This window comes from Desulfobacterium sp. N47 (assembly GCF_051233685.1).
GTDB lineage: Bacteria > Desulfobacterota > Desulfobacteria > Desulfobacterales > RPRI01 > RPRI01.
In genome coordinates this window covers 1-16515 of record NZ_JBAMMY010000084.1, presented here as the reverse complement: position 1 = coordinate 16515, position 16515 = coordinate 1, and the positions used below count along the sequence as shown (strand labels likewise).

At 38.2% G+C, this 16515-nt stretch carries 17 protein-coding genes and 1 tRNA gene; 5 read left to right on the top strand and 13 right to left on the bottom strand.

Features of this window, described 5'->3' with window-relative positions; translation table 11 throughout:
* Positions 1 to 190 precede the first annotated feature (190 nt).
* From VXK47_RS05435 to dnaG, 3 genes are all read right to left on the bottom strand, one after another.
* A tRNA-Ile gene (locus VXK47_RS05435) sits at positions 191 to 263 on the bottom strand.
* Between the two features lie 100 nt (positions 264 to 363).
* Entirely contained in the window at positions 364 to 2172 is a 1809-nt protein-coding gene (gene rpoD, locus VXK47_RS05430; RefSeq protein WP_435547759.1) for an RNA polymerase sigma factor RpoD, read from the bottom strand.
* Positions 2166 to 4028 carry a DNA primase gene (dnaG, locus tag VXK47_RS05425; RefSeq protein ID WP_435547758.1) on the bottom strand — a complete coding sequence of 621 codons (1863 nt, stop codon included), beginning with the start codon at positions 4026 to 4028 and terminating at the stop codon, positions 2166 to 2168. Before dnaG ends, rpoD begins: the two co-directional genes overlap by 7 nt.
* A 740-nt stretch (positions 4029 to 4768) precedes the next feature.
* On the opposite strand from dnaG, the gene VXK47_RS05420 reads away from it, so the two are divergent.
* The 5 genes from VXK47_RS05420 to VXK47_RS05400 all read left to right on the top strand — a co-directional run bounded on the left by VXK47_RS05420 (position 4769) and on the right by VXK47_RS05400 (position 8623).
* A complete protein-coding gene (locus VXK47_RS05420; protein ID WP_435547757.1) occupies positions 4769 to 5461 on the top strand; it encodes a cytochrome c biogenesis CcdA family protein in 693 nt (230 codons plus the stop codon).
* Positions 5462 to 5550: 89 nt separating this feature from the next.
* Entirely contained in the window at positions 5551 to 6027 is a 477-nt protein-coding gene (locus VXK47_RS05415; protein WP_435547756.1) for a thioredoxin family protein, read from the top strand.
* A 13-nt stretch (positions 6028 to 6040) separates the two neighbouring features.
* Positions 6041 to 6670, top strand: coding sequence for an NUDIX hydrolase (locus VXK47_RS05410; RefSeq protein WP_435547755.1), 630 nt, complete (start codon positions 6041 to 6043; stop codon positions 6668 to 6670).
* A 552-nt stretch (positions 6671 to 7222) separates the two neighbouring features.
* Positions 7223 to 7963: a tRNA pseudouridine synthase A gene (gene truA, locus VXK47_RS05405; RefSeq protein ID WP_435547754.1), complete on the top strand. Its 741-nt coding sequence runs from the start codon at positions 7223 to 7225 to the stop codon at positions 7961 to 7963.
* A 210-nt stretch (positions 7964 to 8173) separates the two neighbouring features.
* On the top strand, positions 8174 to 8623 hold the full coding sequence (locus tag VXK47_RS05400) for a hypothetical protein (protein ID WP_435547753.1): 450 nt from the start codon (positions 8174 to 8176) through the stop codon (positions 8621 to 8623).
* A gap of 24 nt (positions 8624 to 8647) precedes the next feature.
* On the opposite strand, the gene larE is transcribed toward VXK47_RS05400, so the two are convergent.
* The 10 genes from larE to VXK47_RS05350 all read right to left on the bottom strand — a co-directional run bounded on the left by larE (position 8648) and on the right by VXK47_RS05350 (position 16257).
* The gene (gene larE, locus VXK47_RS05395; protein WP_435547752.1) at positions 8648 to 9475 is read right to left on the bottom strand and encodes an ATP-dependent sacrificial sulfur transferase LarE; all 828 of its coding nucleotides are present in this window, start codon (positions 9473 to 9475) and stop codon (positions 8648 to 8650) included.
* Between the two features lie 50 nt (positions 9476 to 9525).
* Positions 9526 to 10209 (bottom strand): type II toxin-antitoxin system RelE family toxin, encoded by a 684-nt coding sequence (locus VXK47_RS05390; protein ID WP_435547751.1) that lies wholly within the window; start codon positions 10207 to 10209, stop codon positions 9526 to 9528.
* Between the two features lie 4 nt (positions 10210 to 10213).
* Positions 10214 to 10825 carry a PIN domain-containing protein gene (locus VXK47_RS05385; protein WP_435547750.1) on the bottom strand — a complete coding sequence of 204 codons (612 nt, stop codon included), beginning with the start codon at positions 10823 to 10825 and terminating at the stop codon, positions 10214 to 10216.
* On the bottom strand, positions 10825 to 11175 hold the full coding sequence (locus VXK47_RS05380; protein ID WP_435547749.1) for an STAS-like domain-containing protein: 351 nt from the start codon (positions 11173 to 11175) through the stop codon (positions 10825 to 10827). The genes VXK47_RS05385 and VXK47_RS05380 overlap by 1 nt, the downstream gene beginning before the upstream one ends.
* Before the next feature lie 14 nt (positions 11176 to 11189).
* The gene (locus tag VXK47_RS05375) at positions 11190 to 12083 is read right to left on the bottom strand and encodes an ATP-binding protein (protein WP_435547748.1); all 894 of its coding nucleotides are present in this window, start codon (positions 12081 to 12083) and stop codon (positions 11190 to 11192) included.
* Between the two features lie 2 nt (positions 12084 to 12085).
* Complete coding sequence (locus VXK47_RS05370) at positions 12086 to 13402, bottom strand: UvrD-helicase domain-containing protein (protein ID WP_435547747.1); 1317 nt, start codon at positions 13400 to 13402, stop codon at positions 12086 to 12088.
* 136 nt (positions 13403 to 13538) lie between these two features.
* On the bottom strand, positions 13539 to 15401 hold the full coding sequence (locus tag VXK47_RS05365; RefSeq protein WP_435547746.1) for an ATP-dependent nuclease: 1863 nt from the start codon (positions 15399 to 15401) through the stop codon (positions 13539 to 13541).
* 32 nt (positions 15402 to 15433) lie between these two features.
* Positions 15434 to 15652, bottom strand: a complete 219-nt coding sequence (locus tag VXK47_RS05360; protein ID WP_435547745.1) for a restriction endonuclease subunit S — start codon at positions 15650 to 15652, stop codon at positions 15434 to 15436.
* 105 nt (positions 15653 to 15757) lie between these two features.
* The gene (locus tag VXK47_RS05355) at positions 15758 to 15958 is read right to left on the bottom strand and encodes a hypothetical protein (RefSeq protein WP_435547744.1); all 201 of its coding nucleotides are present in this window, start codon (positions 15956 to 15958) and stop codon (positions 15758 to 15760) included.
* A 2-nt stretch (positions 15959 to 15960) separates the two neighbouring features.
* A complete protein-coding gene (locus VXK47_RS05350; protein WP_435547743.1) occupies positions 15961 to 16257 on the bottom strand; it encodes a BrnT family toxin in 297 nt (98 codons plus the stop codon).
* Positions 16258 to 16515 lie beyond the last annotated feature (258 nt).

Sequence of the window (16515 nt, the reverse complement as noted above, 5' to 3'; positions counted from 1 at the left end):
AATCAGGTAATCGGAATATTATTGTGATAAATGCTATATTTTACCGGTTCGCCAATTTTTTTAATAAAAAAAGGCATGGTTTTATATAACCACGCCTTTCAAATAAATATAACAGGCTATTTAAAGCCAAATCAGCAAGCAGTTTTTGATGACCATTGTTATAAGTCATCTTCTTCCCCGTAAAAGGATATGGGCCCACCTGGGTTCGAACCAGGGACCGACCGGTTATGAGCCGGTGGCTCTTCCAGCTGAGCTATGGGCCCTCAATGCATTTTGATGACTGACGTTTATATTTATAAAAATAATTTGTCAAGTGCTACATTTGATGAGTTTGCAAAAAGTCAGTCAAATATAATTTTTTGTTTACATTTCAATAAAGTTTTTCAGCTTGCGGCTTCTTGTGGGATGCCTCAGTTTTCTTAAAGCCTTAGCCTCAATTTGTCTTATGCGTTCGCGTGTAACCTGGAAATCCTGCCCGACTTCTTCTAAAGTATGATCAGCTCTTTCTCCGATTCCAAAACGCATCCGAAGGACCTTCTCCTCTCTTGGAGTGAGAGTAGCAAGTACTTTTCTTGTTTGCTCTGCGAGATTCTGATTTATAGCTGCATCTGAAGGAAGCATAAATTTCTTGTCCTCTATAAAATCTCCGAGATGGCTGTCCTCTTCTTCTCCGATAGGAGTTTCAAGCGATATGGGTTCTCTTGCAATTTTTAACACCTTTCTCACTTTTTCCAGAGGGATCTCCATTTTTTCCGCAATCTCTTCAGGAGAGGGCTCACGTCCCTGTTCCTGCACAAGATATCTTGATGTCCTTATTAACTTGTTTATTGTTTCAATCATATGCACCGGAATTCGTATAGTTCTGGCCTGATCGGCTATAGCTCTTGTTATTGCCTGCCTGATCCACCATGTGGCATATGTGCTAAATTTATATCCCCGGCGGTATTCAAACTTATCTACAGCTTTCATAAGACCGATATTGCCTTCCTGAATCAGATCTAAAAACTGTAACCCTCTGTTTGTATATTTTTTTGCAATACTTACAACAAGACGCAGGTTGGCTCTTGTCAATTCACTTTTTGCAATTTTTGCATTAAGACGTCCTTCTGCAACAGAAGACATAACTTTTTTTAATGCCTGACAGTCAGTTCTGATTTTCTTTTCATTTTCATCTATCATACTGCTGTATTTATTGATCTCATCATAAATTGATAAAATATCATCTTTTCCCAGCTTACAGGAGGATCTTGCACATTTTAAAAAATTGATTCTGGAGTTAATGTTAGACTTAAGTTCAGTTACCGACATGTTGATTTTTGCCGCGCAGTCCATAATATTTTTTACAACGGACTCAAACCAGTCAATATGGCCTTTCATGAGTGATTCTATTCTGTCAAGAACGCCGCTTTCAAGACGCCACTCTTTAAGAAGGTTAAATATTTCGTTATTATTTGCTGAAATAAGTTTTTTTATCTGGCGAATTTCACTTTTTTTGTCAGGTTTGAGAGAATATAATTGTTCAAATAATTCATTGTTTTTTTGATGAATATCTTTTATGGAATAAATCATCTTAACAAAGTTATCTATCTGAACCATTTCATCTACATAACTATCACTTTCATCAAAATCTTTAAGAACATGCTTCGGCCTGAGGCTTCCGCATTCAATCTGAATCCCGAGATCAATAATGCATTCCATTCCAATAGGAGTTGAAACCATTGCTTTCAGAACTTCCTGCTCCCCGTCTTCGATTTTTTTTGCGATATCGACTTCCCCTTCTCTGCTTAACAGAGTTACAAGGCTCATCTCGTGCAAATACATTTTAACAGGATCGGTTACAGTTCCGAAATTTGCTGCCGCCAGTTCACTTTGGTTTGCTTTTTTTTCATCTGCTGTCTTATCGTCATCGGCTTTCTTTCCATTGTCATCAATGATTTCAATGTCATTACTATCCAATACCTCAAATGTTTCGTCTAATTTATCTATGGAAATTATATTATCAGACATTTCTTCATTCAGATCATCATATGTTATATACCCCTGCTTTTTGCCTTTAGATATCAGATCAATAAAATTTCCTTTTTCTGCTTTTGCCGCAACAGGTCCCTTTGCAACTTTCTTTTTATCCATTTTTTTCACTCTTTTTGATATCTCAGCGGATTTTTTCACCATATAGTTTTGCCTCCTAAAGCTTTCAAGCTACTGTTTCTCTTGTTTTTTGCCTGAATTTGCTTTGCTCTCAACAATTCTAAAAGCAACTTTTCATCATTTGTTTCTTCTGCTTGCTTTATTTTTTTTATGCTTGTGTCTTTATTCCGTTTATATATGTATTCAAACTGCTTTATCAGCTCCAAACAGCTTTTGTTATCCCATACTTCATCCTTTATGCTAAGGAAAGCTACTATACTATTTTTCTCATTATTATCAAATACCGGTATTGCATCCCGTAAATTTGGTTCAGGCAGAGTTTGTTGATCTATGATAGCATTTCCTATTGATTTCAAAATATCGTCAGTAAAACCGCTTAACAGATCACGCTTTATGATTTCAGGAACCATTTCGGAAAATTGAAGCATCATTGTAATTATCTGTCTCTCAAGCCTTGTACCTCTTTGCCTGTTTTCAATAATTGAATTTTCCGAATCATACCCGGCAACGTCAGGGTTGTCAGATATTGTGTTTGAATCTGATTTATTAATATATTTATTTAGTGTTATGCCTGAAAGGGTTTCTCTTACTCTTTCATGTAATGCTGATTCATCTATATTAATTTTTTCCGAAAGCTCTCTTATATAAAGAGCTCTCGCAACATTATCCTCGATAGAAGATAGAGTGTTTTTTAATTCTGAAACAATATGGATTTTACCTTCAACCGATAATCCGTACTTTTTTATTGCGCTGTTTATTAAAAAAGAAACCGTCCCCTGTGCGCTTAACACAGCATTCTTAAAAGCTTGCTGACCGAATTTAACAAGGTACGAATCCGGATCGTACCCTGAAGGCAATACTAATATCCTTGCATCAGCAAATCCCTTGTCAAATATCTCTATACTCCTTTGAGCTGCTTTTATACCTGCATCATCCGAATCATAAACAAGAATAATTTTACCATCTTTCCCAACGATTGCCCTTAATATTTTAACATGCTCGGAACTTATGGCAGTACCTAATGTGGCGACACTGTTTATAATTCCATTTTCATGAAGAGAAAGAAGATCAAAATAGCCCTCAACAATAAATACGGTTTCGGTAATTCTGCACTCACTTCTTGCCATATTAAGACCATAAAGAGATTGACTCTTGTTAAAAACTATAGTCTCAGGCGAATTAAGATATTTGGGTAGTGAATCGTCCATAACACGACCACCAAAACCAATCACTTGCGAGTTAACATCGAATATCGGAAAAATTATCCTGTTTCTGAAGCGATCATAAAAACCTTCAGACTTATTTTTCCGGATAATCAATCCGGCTTTTTCAAGCATTGATGTTAAAACATTTTTTTTAGCAAAATAATTTAAAAGTACATTCCAGCCATCGGGAGCATAGCCGAGATGATAATCCCGGATAGTGTTGTCAGATATTTTCCTTTTTTTAAGATATTCAAGAGCTTTTTTGCCATTATCTTCGTTTAAAAGGCAGCCTTTAAAAAAATCCATAGCCTGTTTGTTAATTGAAAAAATGCTGTCTTTCTCGCTTATTTCCTTATGTTTTTCCGGACTTATTTTTTCAACGGGAATATCTATCCCATATTTTCCTGCAACATACTTAACGGCTTCCGGAAATGTAAACCCTTCTTTTTTGGTCAGATAAGCAAATACATTTCCACCTGCCCCGCATCCAAAACAATAAAATATCTGTTTTTCATAATTTACTGTAAAAGACGGCGTTTTTTCCGAATGAAAAGGGCAAAGTCCAACATAATTCCTTCCGGACTTTTTCAAAAGCACAGACTCGGAAATAATATCAACAATATCTGCCGCATTTTTAATTTCAAATATTTTTTCTTCAGGAATAAAAAAAGCCAAGAAAAGCACCCTCTAACTTATCTAACTGAAAGAATATATAAAAACGGAAGGTCTTAAATCAGGGGTGACAGCCAAAAGTTTTCCTTTGCATATGAGCGTAAATAATATTTTAGCGGAACACTTTGAGACCTTAATATAAAAGCCCTCTTTTGCCTGCTCAATGCTAAAACTTCACTAACGAGCCCCGATATTCATACCGATTTCAGAAAAGGTGATGCGGGCGAAGCCTAAGCACAAACTTTTAGCACTATCCTCAAAATAATCAATATATTCCTATAGGTTATTTTTTTCGCCTTCCTTGAATTCAAGCAAAATCAGGTATTCTTTTAAGGTGTTTACATATAATTCATAAAAAATTAAATTTTAAACTATTTCAATATTTAAAACTTAAATTTAATTACCATGGCAAGTTATGTCAATACCTTTTAATAATTATTTATAAATCTCTTATGAAAAAATATATCAGTGGGGAAAAATCATCGTCACACATGAGCCAATAAACCATTGCCAAGTGTTGTTGTAGAAGATAATAAGCCCTTTTCCGTATTAATAATTGCAAAAAATCAATTACAATGTTACACAAAAAATAATACCATATAATTTTAGTTAATAAAATGTTTAATATTGACATAGTTTTTAAATATAATATATAAAGCTCATTCCGCTTTAGATAAATCAGACAATCTGGTTTGGAATTTTTCTTTACACAAAAAGCTGTATTCTTATAATATTATCAACTTATGAATATGTTTGCTGAATCAATATCGTATCCGGCAGCCTTTATTGCAGGACTTATTTCGTTTTCTTCTCCCTGTATATTTCCACTTATTCCGGGATACTTCACATTTATTACAGGGTTTTCCCTGGATCAATTGACATCAGAATATAATTCCCAGGTAAGAAAGAAGGTATTTTTCTCAACTATTTCATATGTTATAGGATTTTCCTCGGTTTTTATTATGATGGGTGCATCCGCTTCATTTTTAGGCGGAGTTATTTTTAAATACCGGCCGGTTATCAGAGTTATAGGTGGTCTGATAGTTATTTTGCTTGGAATTCATTTAACAGGTATAATCCGAATAAAAAGTCTTGAGTTTGAAAAAAGGATTCAGGTAAATAACAGGCCATTAACCTATGTTGGCGTATTATTTGTGGGAATGGCATTTGCAGCAGGGTGGAGCCCTTGCATAGGTCCGTTGCTGGGCTCAATTCTGATATATGCCGGTAGTATTGAGACTGTATCCGAGGGCATTATTCTTCTTGCTATTTATTCTGCAGGTCTTGCAATTCCTTTCATAGCGATATCTGTTTTCATTAATCTTTTTATTAAGTTTATTAAAAAAGTCTCTTTTGCAATGAAATATATAAATACTGCAGCAGGAATATTGCTTGTATTGGTTGGGATTTTTCTTTTAGCAAACATATTTTTATAAACTTGCAGTATATTTAAAACAGGCAACATACACTAATCTTTAACATATTGAATTGAATATTTATTCAATTTATGATAATGGAGTATTTAATGAAGAAAACAAAAACCGGCGGGTTCATTTTTTCGTTCTTTTTATTTATTTTACTGGTAACTGCCAATGCTTTTGCAAGTGACGGTATTAAGTGGCATAAATATGAAGAAGGGATGAAATCCGGTAAAAATAGCCAGAAAAAAGTATTTCTCTTTTTTTATTCAGACTTTTGCAGATATTGCAAAGAAATGGAAAGTAAAACTTTTAAGAACACATCTGTAATAGACGCCGTCAATAATAATTTTATTCCTGTGAAAGTTAATACGGATAAAGAACAAAATATTGCGGAAGAATATGGTGTAAGGGGCCTTCCCAGTATTTTTTTTATTTCTGAAAAAGGTGAAATTACAAATAAATATCCGGGTTATATTCCGTCCGATATGCTTTTAATTGCCTTAAAGCATGTTTATACTGACAGTTATAAGACTATGTCCCTCAAATCTTATATGAACAGCATTAGTTCTTCAGAAAAATAGCAATTACTGTATTATGATAACGCAGTTTTGCCATAACGGCATCTCAATAGAAACTGATTTGTCTGCTATTACGGATATAATTAGGAATGCAGACCGTTCCGGTCTTCCTCCCGTTTTATCTTACGATTCAACATGTGTTTTTCTGCTTCTGTTTAATAAAAACAACGAGCCTAATATCCTTGCAATACAAAAAACTGATAATGAAGGATATCCATGGAGAAATCAGGTGGCTCTTCCGGGAGGGCACGTTGAAAAAGAGGACGCAAGTTTTATTGAGGCTGCTTACAGAGAACTTGCAGAAGAACTCAATATCAGGAAAAACCAGGTTGAACTGATTGGTCCTCTGGGACATTTCCAAACTATAAATCATAAAGACATAAAAGTGTTTACCGGAATATGGAAAAAAATAGAAAATATCAGGTTTGATCCTTCGGAAATATCAAGAGTCATCGAAATACCATTAAAAACTCTTACAAAAACACATATTGATTCAGAATATTTCGGGCGAATACCGGATATTAATGAACTTATTTATCCAATAGATCATATTGAAATCTGGGGTGTTACTGCAAGGATACTGCATCATTTTATTGAACTTATCTTAAAATGTTCCGAAACGGTTAAAGATGGGCATAACGTTTAACTTATTGACCCATACAATGCACCCTATGTGAAACAGACGGTTTTATTAAGACTTATCACAGACCGCGGTTGATAGAATGCTTAATAAACCGGATTAATTCTGAAAGGAAAACCACTGAACTTAAACATACGACAAGTACCGGCACCCAAATATAACCGCTATATTGCGGGTTATCTATCGCAACCACAATGCCTGTGATCCCGAATAAAATCACAGGCATCATTAATATGATAAGAATAATACCTGCTGTTTCCGTATCATAGAAATGATATACCACCTTTCTAAAAACTGGTTTTGATTTTAAGGGCATGATAAAAAACCTTATATTATTGAGCCACTTTCAAAACGTTTCAGTTTGGTCAAGGCGGGCAAAAATTTTAACCACAGGAATACCTTTAGTATTTCGAGGATTAAAATTTGAGCCCAACGCAAAAGATCGGCCTAAATGGGACGTTTTGAAACTGGCTCTCTTTTCTTTCCGAAAACAGGCGTATTGTTTATTTGGTTTTTATATTTACTTATCCGGATCAATTAATCAAGTTGAAATAAAAGATGATAAAAAATTTCAAACTAACTATAGAATATGATGGCACTGCATTCAATGGATGGCAAAGGCAATTAAATGGCCGTACAATACAGGGGGAGATTGAAAAAGCTATCTTTGCCATGACAAAGCAGAAGATAGCCCTCACAGGTGCCGGCCGAACTGATGCAGGTGTTCATGCTCTTGCCCAGGTTGCTAATTTTATTTGTGATACAAATCTTGAACCGGATTCTTTCTATAGAGGCCTTAATAGCCTTCTCCCAGGCGATATAATTATTAAGTTATGTGAACAAGTTTGCGAAAAATTTCATTCACGCTACGACTCAAAAAGCAAATTATATAGATATAAAATACTTAACAGACCGCTCCCGTCTGCAATCGGAAGAAATTATTTGTGGTTTATCAAAAGTCCTCTTGATTTGAAAGCTATGAGAGAAGCTGTTTTATTTATTGCCGGAACCAGAGATTTTAAAGCTTTTGAAGGAAGCGGCAGCCCGAGAAAAAGTACAATAAGAACGGTTTTAAGATCAGAGCTTATAGAAAATGAAGATAATATTATCCAATTTGAAATCGAGGCAGATGGATTTTTAAGGTTTATGGTAAGAAATATTGTGGGTTCTCTTATCAGTGTCGGGCTTGGGAAACTGAAACCTTTAGATATAAAAACAATTCTTGATTCAAAAGATCGCCGGAAAGCCTCTGCCACTGCGCCGCCCGGCGGACTTTTTCTTGTTAAAGTCAGATATTAAAAGCTAAAACGCGATCTTTTTTGTCATTTGAACTCCTTTCCATCATATACAATCAAAATACATATCGGAACATAAAAGCATGTGAACCACATGAAATAAGAATTTCACTTGGTTTGAAGAGCAGCCCGGTTTTTATATTGCAATCCAACGTTCTTTTTAGTATATTAAAAGAAAACAGAGCATAATAATAACAATATGAGATGAGACTCCATGAATTCCCAAAATAATATAATTACAGTTATTAATTTAAAAATCATTTTGCTGTTTCTGTTAACATTTACATTTGCAGATATTGCTTTTGCAGGACAGACAATAGATCAGGTACGGGAAAAATGGGTAGGGGCTAATATTAACAAGCTTATCGAACAGCACGGTTATCCGGACCGGTCAGTTAAGGCTCCGAATGGAAATACCGTTTATATTGTGATTAAAAATATAAAAAAGTTTTATCCTGTTGCGGTTATAAGACAGCCTGAACGAAAGGAAATTGATATATATAACACAAAAACCGGAGCGTATTCTTACGGCACAGGCACAACCGGCAGCGGGTTGACTATTGAACATCAAATAAAAAGAACAGAATGCTCAGGGTATTTTGAAGTCAATAATGAAAATATAATTGTTGATATAAAATTTAAAGGGGACGAATGCCCGCAGTAGATTTGAAATTTGAGATTTGAAATTTCAAATCTCAAATCTCAAATCTCTATTCATGCTGCCCCGGATATAACCTTCAAGATCCATTGCAACGTATAAATAACCGGCTTCTTTTATTTTTTTAATAACAGCTTCTTTATTTTCCCTGTTTAATATTTTTTTAAAATCCTTTGGCAATACTTCAATTCTTGCAAGATTGCCATGATGCCGGACACGGCAGCTGTCAAAACCAAGATCAATTAAAGCATTTTCCGCTTTTTCAATCATTTTCAAGCTTTCGATGGTAATAGCGGTTTCATATGGTATTCTGGTGGCAAGGCAAGCCATAGCAGGCTTATTCCAGGTTTCAAGATTCATGTTTTTTGAAAGCTCACGTATTTGTTGTTTTGAAAACCCGGCATCTATCAGCGGAGCAGCTATTTTCAATTCCGAAGCCGCCATAAATCCGGGGCGGAAATCATCAAGATCATCCATATTTGCTCCATGAGCCAGATCTTTTATCCCTGATTTTACAGCACATTCAAGAAGTCTGGGGAAAAGGTTCTTTTTGCAAATATAGCATCTGTTCCTTGTATTTGCTGTAAATTCTGCAATATCCATCTCATCTGATTTAATAATTTTATGCTTAATGTTGCGCTTTTTAGCAAAACTTTTAGCAAATTCAGTTTCTCTTGCAGGATGAACAGGTGAAACAGCTGTAATTGCAATCACTTTTTTGCCTAAAACCTGATGCGCCAAAGCAAGAAGAAAGGAGCTGTCCACCCCTCCGGAAAAGGCAATCGCAAGCGAATTGTAGCTTTTCAGAATCGAAACAAGACGCTCTTTTTTTTCTTCAAGATTTTCACCAGTAATCATTTTTATTTACTCCCAACCAGTTACCATTGCTCCGGATGAAGGAAATCAGTCTATTTTTCCCAAGGGTAATCCAAAGCCTTTGCCAGTTCTTCCGTATTGTTTATAACCCGGAAACAGCGCTTGGCATCCGGATGGTCGAAAGGATTTTCGCATGCAAACGGCATTGTTGACGGTTGTGGTTTAATGCCGACAGCCAGGTTCAGCAATGCTTCTGCAGCCTCACCGGGTAAATGACCGGCCAGATCAAGAACAGTATCTTCATTGACTTTATGCACGTCATCCAGCCATTCAGCAGGAACTCCATAGTTCAACAATTCATCATCAGATAAATTTTCAAACAAGAACGGTTTTGAAACCGGCTGCTGTTTTACATCAATATATTTAGGGATAGTGATTTCTTCGACTGTTTCCCTGATTTCTACAAGTTGAGCTGCGCCGGTTTTAGGATGCGTTTCCAGTTTTCGTTTTTCCGCCCACCGATAAGCATCATCATGGTGCCCCACATAGCAAAGCATTAAACTCTCATGGTTTTTATGTACAATCAGCCGAATATCCCGGTTCACACGAACAGACCAGAAGTTTTGATCTTTTGCTTTTTCAAGCTTATGAAACTGCATACCCGGATTTGCCGGATTCAACTGAAGATCAAAGGCGGTAGTCTTTACAGCTTTTTGTTCATCATTATTTAATTTTGTGAGACTGTCAGTAAATGTATCTGCGATACGGAATTGCATAAGATCATCTTGGAAGTAACTTCTTTTGACCGCGTGCTGCGTTTATGACATTTCTGTTTGCGGTGAAAACCTGGATTCCGGGGACGGTGGCAAAATCTCCATCGTCTGTTATAACCTGGACTACTCCATGTTTCTTCATGGATTCCAGAAAAAAGAGGTCATAGCCATCGACTTTTTCGCTTTGAAAACGATTCAGGGCGTCAGTTGTGGCGAGAGCATCAATAGTTATAGCCAGAGGTTCGGCAAGAGCTGCGACCTGTAGCCAGGCAGCCTGAATCTCTGAATAAACACGGGATCGCTCACCGGTAAGGTTGTGCCTGTATTCTTTAGGCTTAATTTGGCCGACAGTTTTTTCATAGATCTCTCGTTCTGTCTTCTCAATGAGGTGGGCCAACTCCGCCAACGAAAGGCCGGAATGATGAATCCTTGATTGTGCGCCCAGGGCCTTATTCAGATATCCGGGATACTCGGATAATTGGCTGGGTATGAATGATGTAGCATTCGGATACGTCAACCAATACCAGACATTGGTATCCACCAGAAACACATCGTCGGCCTTCGGATTATCGGTAGTGATGTCCACCACATCGGCCTTTACGGTGTAGTTGATCGCCATTATCCAGCCTCCCTGGCCTGTTGTTCCAGAATATCATCAACAATTTTGCGGTAGTCTCTGTCGCCGTGGTACCTTGCGGCGTTTTCAATTACTCGCTCAACAACCAATTTGCCGGTTTCATTCAGATTCTCGATCTGGAGCAAGCGACGCAGTTCGCCTTCTTCGATGTCCTTCAATAACTGGCCGATGGCAAAATTGAAGAATGGGGATGCGAACTGGCTTACCCCGTTGAAATCAAGTGTGACTGTCTCGCCGTTTTTCAGCGGCCCATGAATCTCGTCGTAAATCTTCTGCCCATCTTCCTTGATAATGCAGCGCGGGCCAATTTTATCCTTTATGGTTAGTTTCATCTTTCTATTCTCCTTTAAAACGGAACTTCCGATTCGTCGCAGAACTGGTAAAGATTTTCGTCGCATCGCAGGGTAATATGTACCACTGTGCCCTCGAATGAAACATCGCGATTCTCATACCGCTCACCGTCTTTATCAATAATAGCATATCCTTCATTGCTGTAAACTTCAAGTTCGCCCTGGTTGATCCTGACAAATTCTTTGAGTAAGTCAAGGCCAAGGCCACGGGCGACGCGACCCATGCAGGTACTGTTGCCACGCTCGAAAGCCCACTTCAAACAAGTTGCTCCCGATAGCTTGGATACCAAAGCTTCATCTGCATACTGGCGGAGAAAAGTCCTCACATTTGCCGGAATGCCCCGCCCGAAATCAGCTACGGAAAGGATTAGGTAATTGTGTGTCTTGAAATATTGCCCACAGGAAAATACCCCGATCTCAGTGCCGCTGTGCTCGAAGGCGTTATTGTAGATCTCCCACATTTTACCAGCTATGGCATCCCGCAGTCGGTCGCTGACATGAACCCACCCCTTGCCAATCCAGTTGTAGGTCAGATAGTCCATGATATTATTCATATCGAGAGTCTTGTCTTCCCGATAAGGGATTGATGTACCATCCCATGGTGCGGAAGGATCACCGAAGGTACTAGCGAAGCCATTCTGTCGTATTGTTGTTCTAACCCATGAGTTTTGAAGAGTGCTCCAATCGAACACCACTGAACCCATTCGCGATTCTATCAGCCGTGCTAAACCGCCAAGCAAGGCCACAGCGTTGGGTCGCAGAAATCCGCAGAGGGAGAAGTCGAAGCGAATGTCCTCGAAGTAGTCGTTTATCTGGCTCCAAATGGAAAAAAGTTGCTCAAAATCAGCCGCTGAATCGTTGAGAGTTGGGATAAGAATGACTTTTGACAAGGTTATTGTTTCACCCCAGTTTCATTGATTGCCGTCAGCCCCAGTTCTTTAAGCTTTTTTTCATCTTCTTCAGAAGGAGAAGGGATAGCCCATCCAAGTAAAACTTTAGGCCGTGAACTTGCAACGTAGGCAAATCGGGCATGTTCACCATCAGAATTTGCGGCATCAACCCATTGAGACCAGTGACCACCATCACTTCGTTTATCGGGAGCCGAAACTACCAGTATTGCATCAAAGGTCCGGCCTTTCACTTGGTGGAAGGTTGTAACAAGAATATTTGAGACATCGCTTTTCTCAACAGTCTCCAACGTAGAAATAACTGTCTGGCTTGCACTTCCTTTAATGGCACGTAATGAAAATGAGCGATTGTTTTGAGATGGCATCTCTATTTTAGAGCATGATTTTACAATTTCCTCAAATTGTTCAGAGACGATTTTAGCCCACTTGCTCCATATTTGGTTGAGTCCTTGCAGAGATTCAGTTTCCACACATTTATCTAAAATTTGCGCAAGAAATACTCGCCAACGCAAATGAGATGGCTCACAATTAGGACAGTAATAAGCCCTGGCGTTGGTTGTTTCAGCTGTAAAAAAGTTTTCTGCCATAAAACGGCCGATGCAATTCAAGGCTTCACCCCTTGACTCTGTACCACCATTTTGCCAAAGATGGATTGCAGTAGCCAAACATAGCTGTTTATTTTGCGGTATCCTTGAAGCCGCTGGCCGCAGTTTGTTAACAGTTGAATATCCGCGTGCAACAATTGCAGCATCCTTAGACTTTATGCCATGCTCTTCAAGGTAGGAAACGAACCACCCTACAACTTCCTGCAATTTACCAGCGTCATAAGCAAAATAGACGCAAGAGGGATCGATTGTGCCCGTGGAAACACCTTGAACGTTTCCTTGATTGACTATCTTTCCACAAAGATCCACTATAGGCTGAACGCTTCGAAGGTTTTTCGATAATTCCAACGTTTCAAAGTTGTGACACATAGCAAACTCCGCTACTTTTTGAGGATATACTTTCTTGAAAGCATATATCCCTTGGTTAAGATCACCGACGAAATGAACGCGAGACCCCGCCTCGATCAGCTTCATAAATATCTGAAGTTGAATCCACGAAAGATCCTGGCATTCATCGATTATAAGAAACGGAAACCGCTCAGCAACCAATTGAGTAAGAACCGCAATCCCTCCTATTTTTGCATCCCATGTTTTTATTTCATATGCGGCTTTCAAGCCAACTGATTCAGTTTTGCCGCTCCCCGGACATGCTTTGAGAAACACATTTAAACCACTTGAAGATAAAACATATTTCAATTGTTCATCTGTCTTTTCAACAACGCGGCATGTACCGGCATTGCTACATAAGGGATTGCTTTTACCAAAGCTGCTATGGCATTCGTCAAGGGATACTTCTTCGGGCTTCCCGCAAACCATGCAGGCCAAATTGTTTTTATGGTCCAACTTCATTATCTGGATCGCCTCCACAAGCCCAAATTACCGCTTTGAAAATATATTTTGGAATGGCCAATTCTGTACCGCTTCTCAGCTCTTCTGCAAGAAGTTGGGCAAATTGACCTTTCCCCATATTGCCGCTATCTTCAATCCTTGATAAAAGCAAGAATGCTGCGTCAGCCTTTTCATGTTCTTCTGCTTTTTCCCAATTCTCGTTCTTCAGTGCTTCAATTTCATTTTTTACCGCTTTATCAGTGGGCCAATTCTCAGATAGTACTTTTGCCATCACTTGAATATTGTTGCCACTGAAAGCTAAATCATATTCAAATGTTTTCAGGTCATTTGTATATAATCTTACCCATGTGGATTTATCTGCCTTGCCAATTAATTTAAGAGCAGAATTTATTCCAAAGCCTTTCTTTGATGGTGTGGGTTTGCAATCTTTTGGTGGGTCTTGATCTGTAATACCGGCACATCTCACTGGAAGATTTGTCCCGTTGGCACTGTCAAGATTGCAGAAAAGTTGCATGAAGTGCTGGAAATATATACCATTCATATTGATTACGGAAACTCCGCAATCCTCCAAGGTACGGGGAAGCCTATTGGGACTATTGTTAGCAAACTTGCTGTTGTGTCGGTGAAGAACAAGTTGAGCCAATTCCGGAAACAGCATCGCTTCTGAAATGCCTTCAACCAGAATGATGCCTTTCGCGAACAACAAGGTTGACTTGGTGACATCCAGCCATCTGGAAAGAAAGGCTTCACTTTTATCTGACAGGCCGCAATTACTTATTGGAACGGCACAAGGACCAATATTAGTGGGTGACGAAAGATGGATTATTGGTTTCAAAGAAACCGCAGAGGCCAGAACCGGCGAATGGGTGGTAACAATGACCTGAACACTGGAATCAGTTGCTGTATTTTCAAGGTACCTGAGCAGCCTCAGCTGAAGTTGTGGATGAAGATGAGCTTCCGGTTCTTCAATCAAAAGCATCTTAAGGTATTCTGCATCTTTTGATTCATTAGTCAGTTCTGCCAAAACAGTAGCCAGATAGATAAGGTTATTATATCCCAAGCTGTTTTCTTCAAGGTTGCGAAAAAGGTCTTGGTTTGAAGTAGAATTAATTTTAGGGAAGAATAAAACTCTTAAACTTTCGACAATTCGATTGAAATTTGTTTCAGAAAATCGGATTGATATATCTTGTCCGAAAACCGTCCCAAGAGCTTCCTTCTGTCGTTTCCTGATAATTTCATTTGCTTTTGATATGGGGCCAGTTTTTTCAATTGCAAGGTCCTTATTAAATTTCTTAACACGATTTTCAACATTCTTTTGACTTTCATCGTCCTTGTTCAGACTTCTAAGCAATCTAGCTAATCTTGAACCTCTTCCTTCTCGAAGCTTGGCTTCCGCATCACGCAGAGGAGGAAGATATATACAATTGATTGTGTCGAACAATTCCCATTCAAATGCACTTGCCCGTGAAGCGCCACCCCATCTGAGCGGCCTGAAATGGCCCTGATTATTTTGCTTATTTTCAACATCCAGGGTTAGCTTGGCACTTCCATTTAGATTGCTCCAAGGCAAAAATACAACCATTTCTTCACGGTTAAGATCGCCGAACTGAATTTGAATACGAAAGGTGTCAACAGGAGTCGCGCTCTCTTGGAATGGACAATGAAAGTCGGATTCAGAAACACCTCGTCTTCCAAATTCATCTTCAAGCAGGATCAAGCGGATCGCATCAATGATAGCAGTCTTGCCAACCCCATTTTCGCCCACTAAAACATTCAAGCCCTTAGAAAAATGGACTGTAAATTCTTTATGGAAGTTCTTGTATCCTGCAATTTCCAGTGTTTCCAAGAACATTGTTTTAACTCCTATCTATTTTTCTTTCACAGTTCACCTCGAAAGGCTTTGGAAAACAGAGCGGATTGAAAAGATTCAAAGTCTTTAATTACACTCTTCTGCAATGTTTCCATCTCGTAGCTCTTTTTTTTCAATGAAACCAATTCCTCAACTATTTTCTTTTGTTCCTTCATCGGAGGAAGAGGAATTGTCAAAGCAGAAAGCTGATCTTTATTAAAATTTGTGAACAAGGGGGTCAGGTCCACTCTTGGCTCTTATTTATCATTAAAAGCAAGTTTATTTATAAGTTTTTTAAAAGAGTTATCTGTTTGGAGTAAAAACAACGCTTATAATTTTATTCGTTTCTCTATTTATTTCATTACCTCGGCGAGTTTTATATCACCCTTGAGAAGCTCATTAACCACTGAGGATCGATCAATCCCCTTCTTTGAAGCGATTTTCTCAACAAAACTTAAAACTTCCTCATCAAGATAAATCGGAATATTTAGTTTCATATCCGGGCGATAAAACTTGCCTCTTTCAGCCTTTGAGAAATCATATTCTTTTTTCATGTTCATTCACCATATATTTTGCTTTCGTGTTTTGTTGCTTTGCGGCATGAAATAATTCTGATTGTGACAGCTTCTTTACTATCTTCTTGAAAAGTATGGATTAGGACCAATAATCTTCCTCTTTCCGAAATGCCCAAAGTTAACCATCTGTCCTCAGTTTCACTGTGTTCCGAATCAAATTTGGAAAGTGCCTTTGAATCTTTAAATACTGATGCTGCTTCGTCAAAAGTTACAGCATGTTTGTCTCGGTTCTCACGAGCCTTAACAGGATCCCACTCAAAATTGTAACTTATAGCCATAGTAACACTCATTCAGTTTTGAAGCAAAGCTGGAGATAAACTATATTTTAAATAATTTATTATTAATATCAGCTAATTCAGAGATCTTCAATATCTAATTTAAATTATGTTGGCCAATTAATTAATAGCAGGTAAACTCCCGGCTCTGCCGGGAGACTCCCGGAGTTTGACAATTCCGGGATTATGAATTTGACAGGCGTTCATCATACATGATGCTTTTGTAATACCCGAATGCTTTTATCGGGAATCCAGCTTTTA

Bases quoted from the DNA above. Each gene is read 5' to 3' on its own strand.
- rpoD (WP_435547759.1), bottom strand. From the start codon at position 2,172: ATGGTGAAAAAATCCGCTGAGATATCAAAAAGAGTGAAAAAAATGGAT.
- VXK47_RS05420 (WP_435547757.1), top strand. From the start codon at position 4,769: ATGAATATGTTTGCTGAATCAATATCGTATCCGGCAGCCTTTATTGCA.
- VXK47_RS05415 (WP_435547756.1), top strand. From the start codon at position 5,551: ATGAAGAAAACAAAAACCGGCGGGTTCATTTTTTCGTTCTTTTTATTT.
- VXK47_RS05410 (WP_435547755.1), top strand. From the start codon at position 6,041: ATGATAACGCAGTTTTGCCATAACGGCATCTCAATAGAAACTGATTTG.
- truA (WP_435547754.1), top strand. From the start codon at position 7,223: ATGATAAAAAATTTCAAACTAACTATAGAATATGATGGCACTGCATTC.
- VXK47_RS05400 (WP_435547753.1), top strand. From the start codon at position 8,174: ATGAATTCCCAAAATAATATAATTACAGTTATTAATTTAAAAATCATT.
- larE (WP_435547752.1), bottom strand. From the start codon at position 9,475: ATGATTACTGGTGAAAATCTTGAAGAAAAAAAAGAGCGTCTTGTTTCG.
- VXK47_RS05390 (WP_435547751.1), bottom strand. From the start codon at position 10,209: ATGCAATTCCGTATCGCAGATACATTTACTGACAGTCTCACAAAATTA.
- VXK47_RS05385 (WP_435547750.1), bottom strand. From the start codon at position 10,825: ATGGCGATCAACTACACCGTAAAGGCCGATGTGGTGGACATCACTACC.
- VXK47_RS05380 (WP_435547749.1), bottom strand. From the start codon at position 11,175: ATGAAACTAACCATAAAGGATAAAATTGGCCCGCGCTGCATTATCAAG.
- VXK47_RS05355 (WP_435547744.1), bottom strand. From the start codon at position 15,958: ATGAAAAAAGAATATGATTTCTCAAAGGCTGAAAGAGGCAAGTTTTAT.
- VXK47_RS05350 (WP_435547743.1), bottom strand. From the start codon at position 16,257: ATGGCTATAAGTTACAATTTTGAGTGGGATCCTGTTAAGGCTCGTGAG.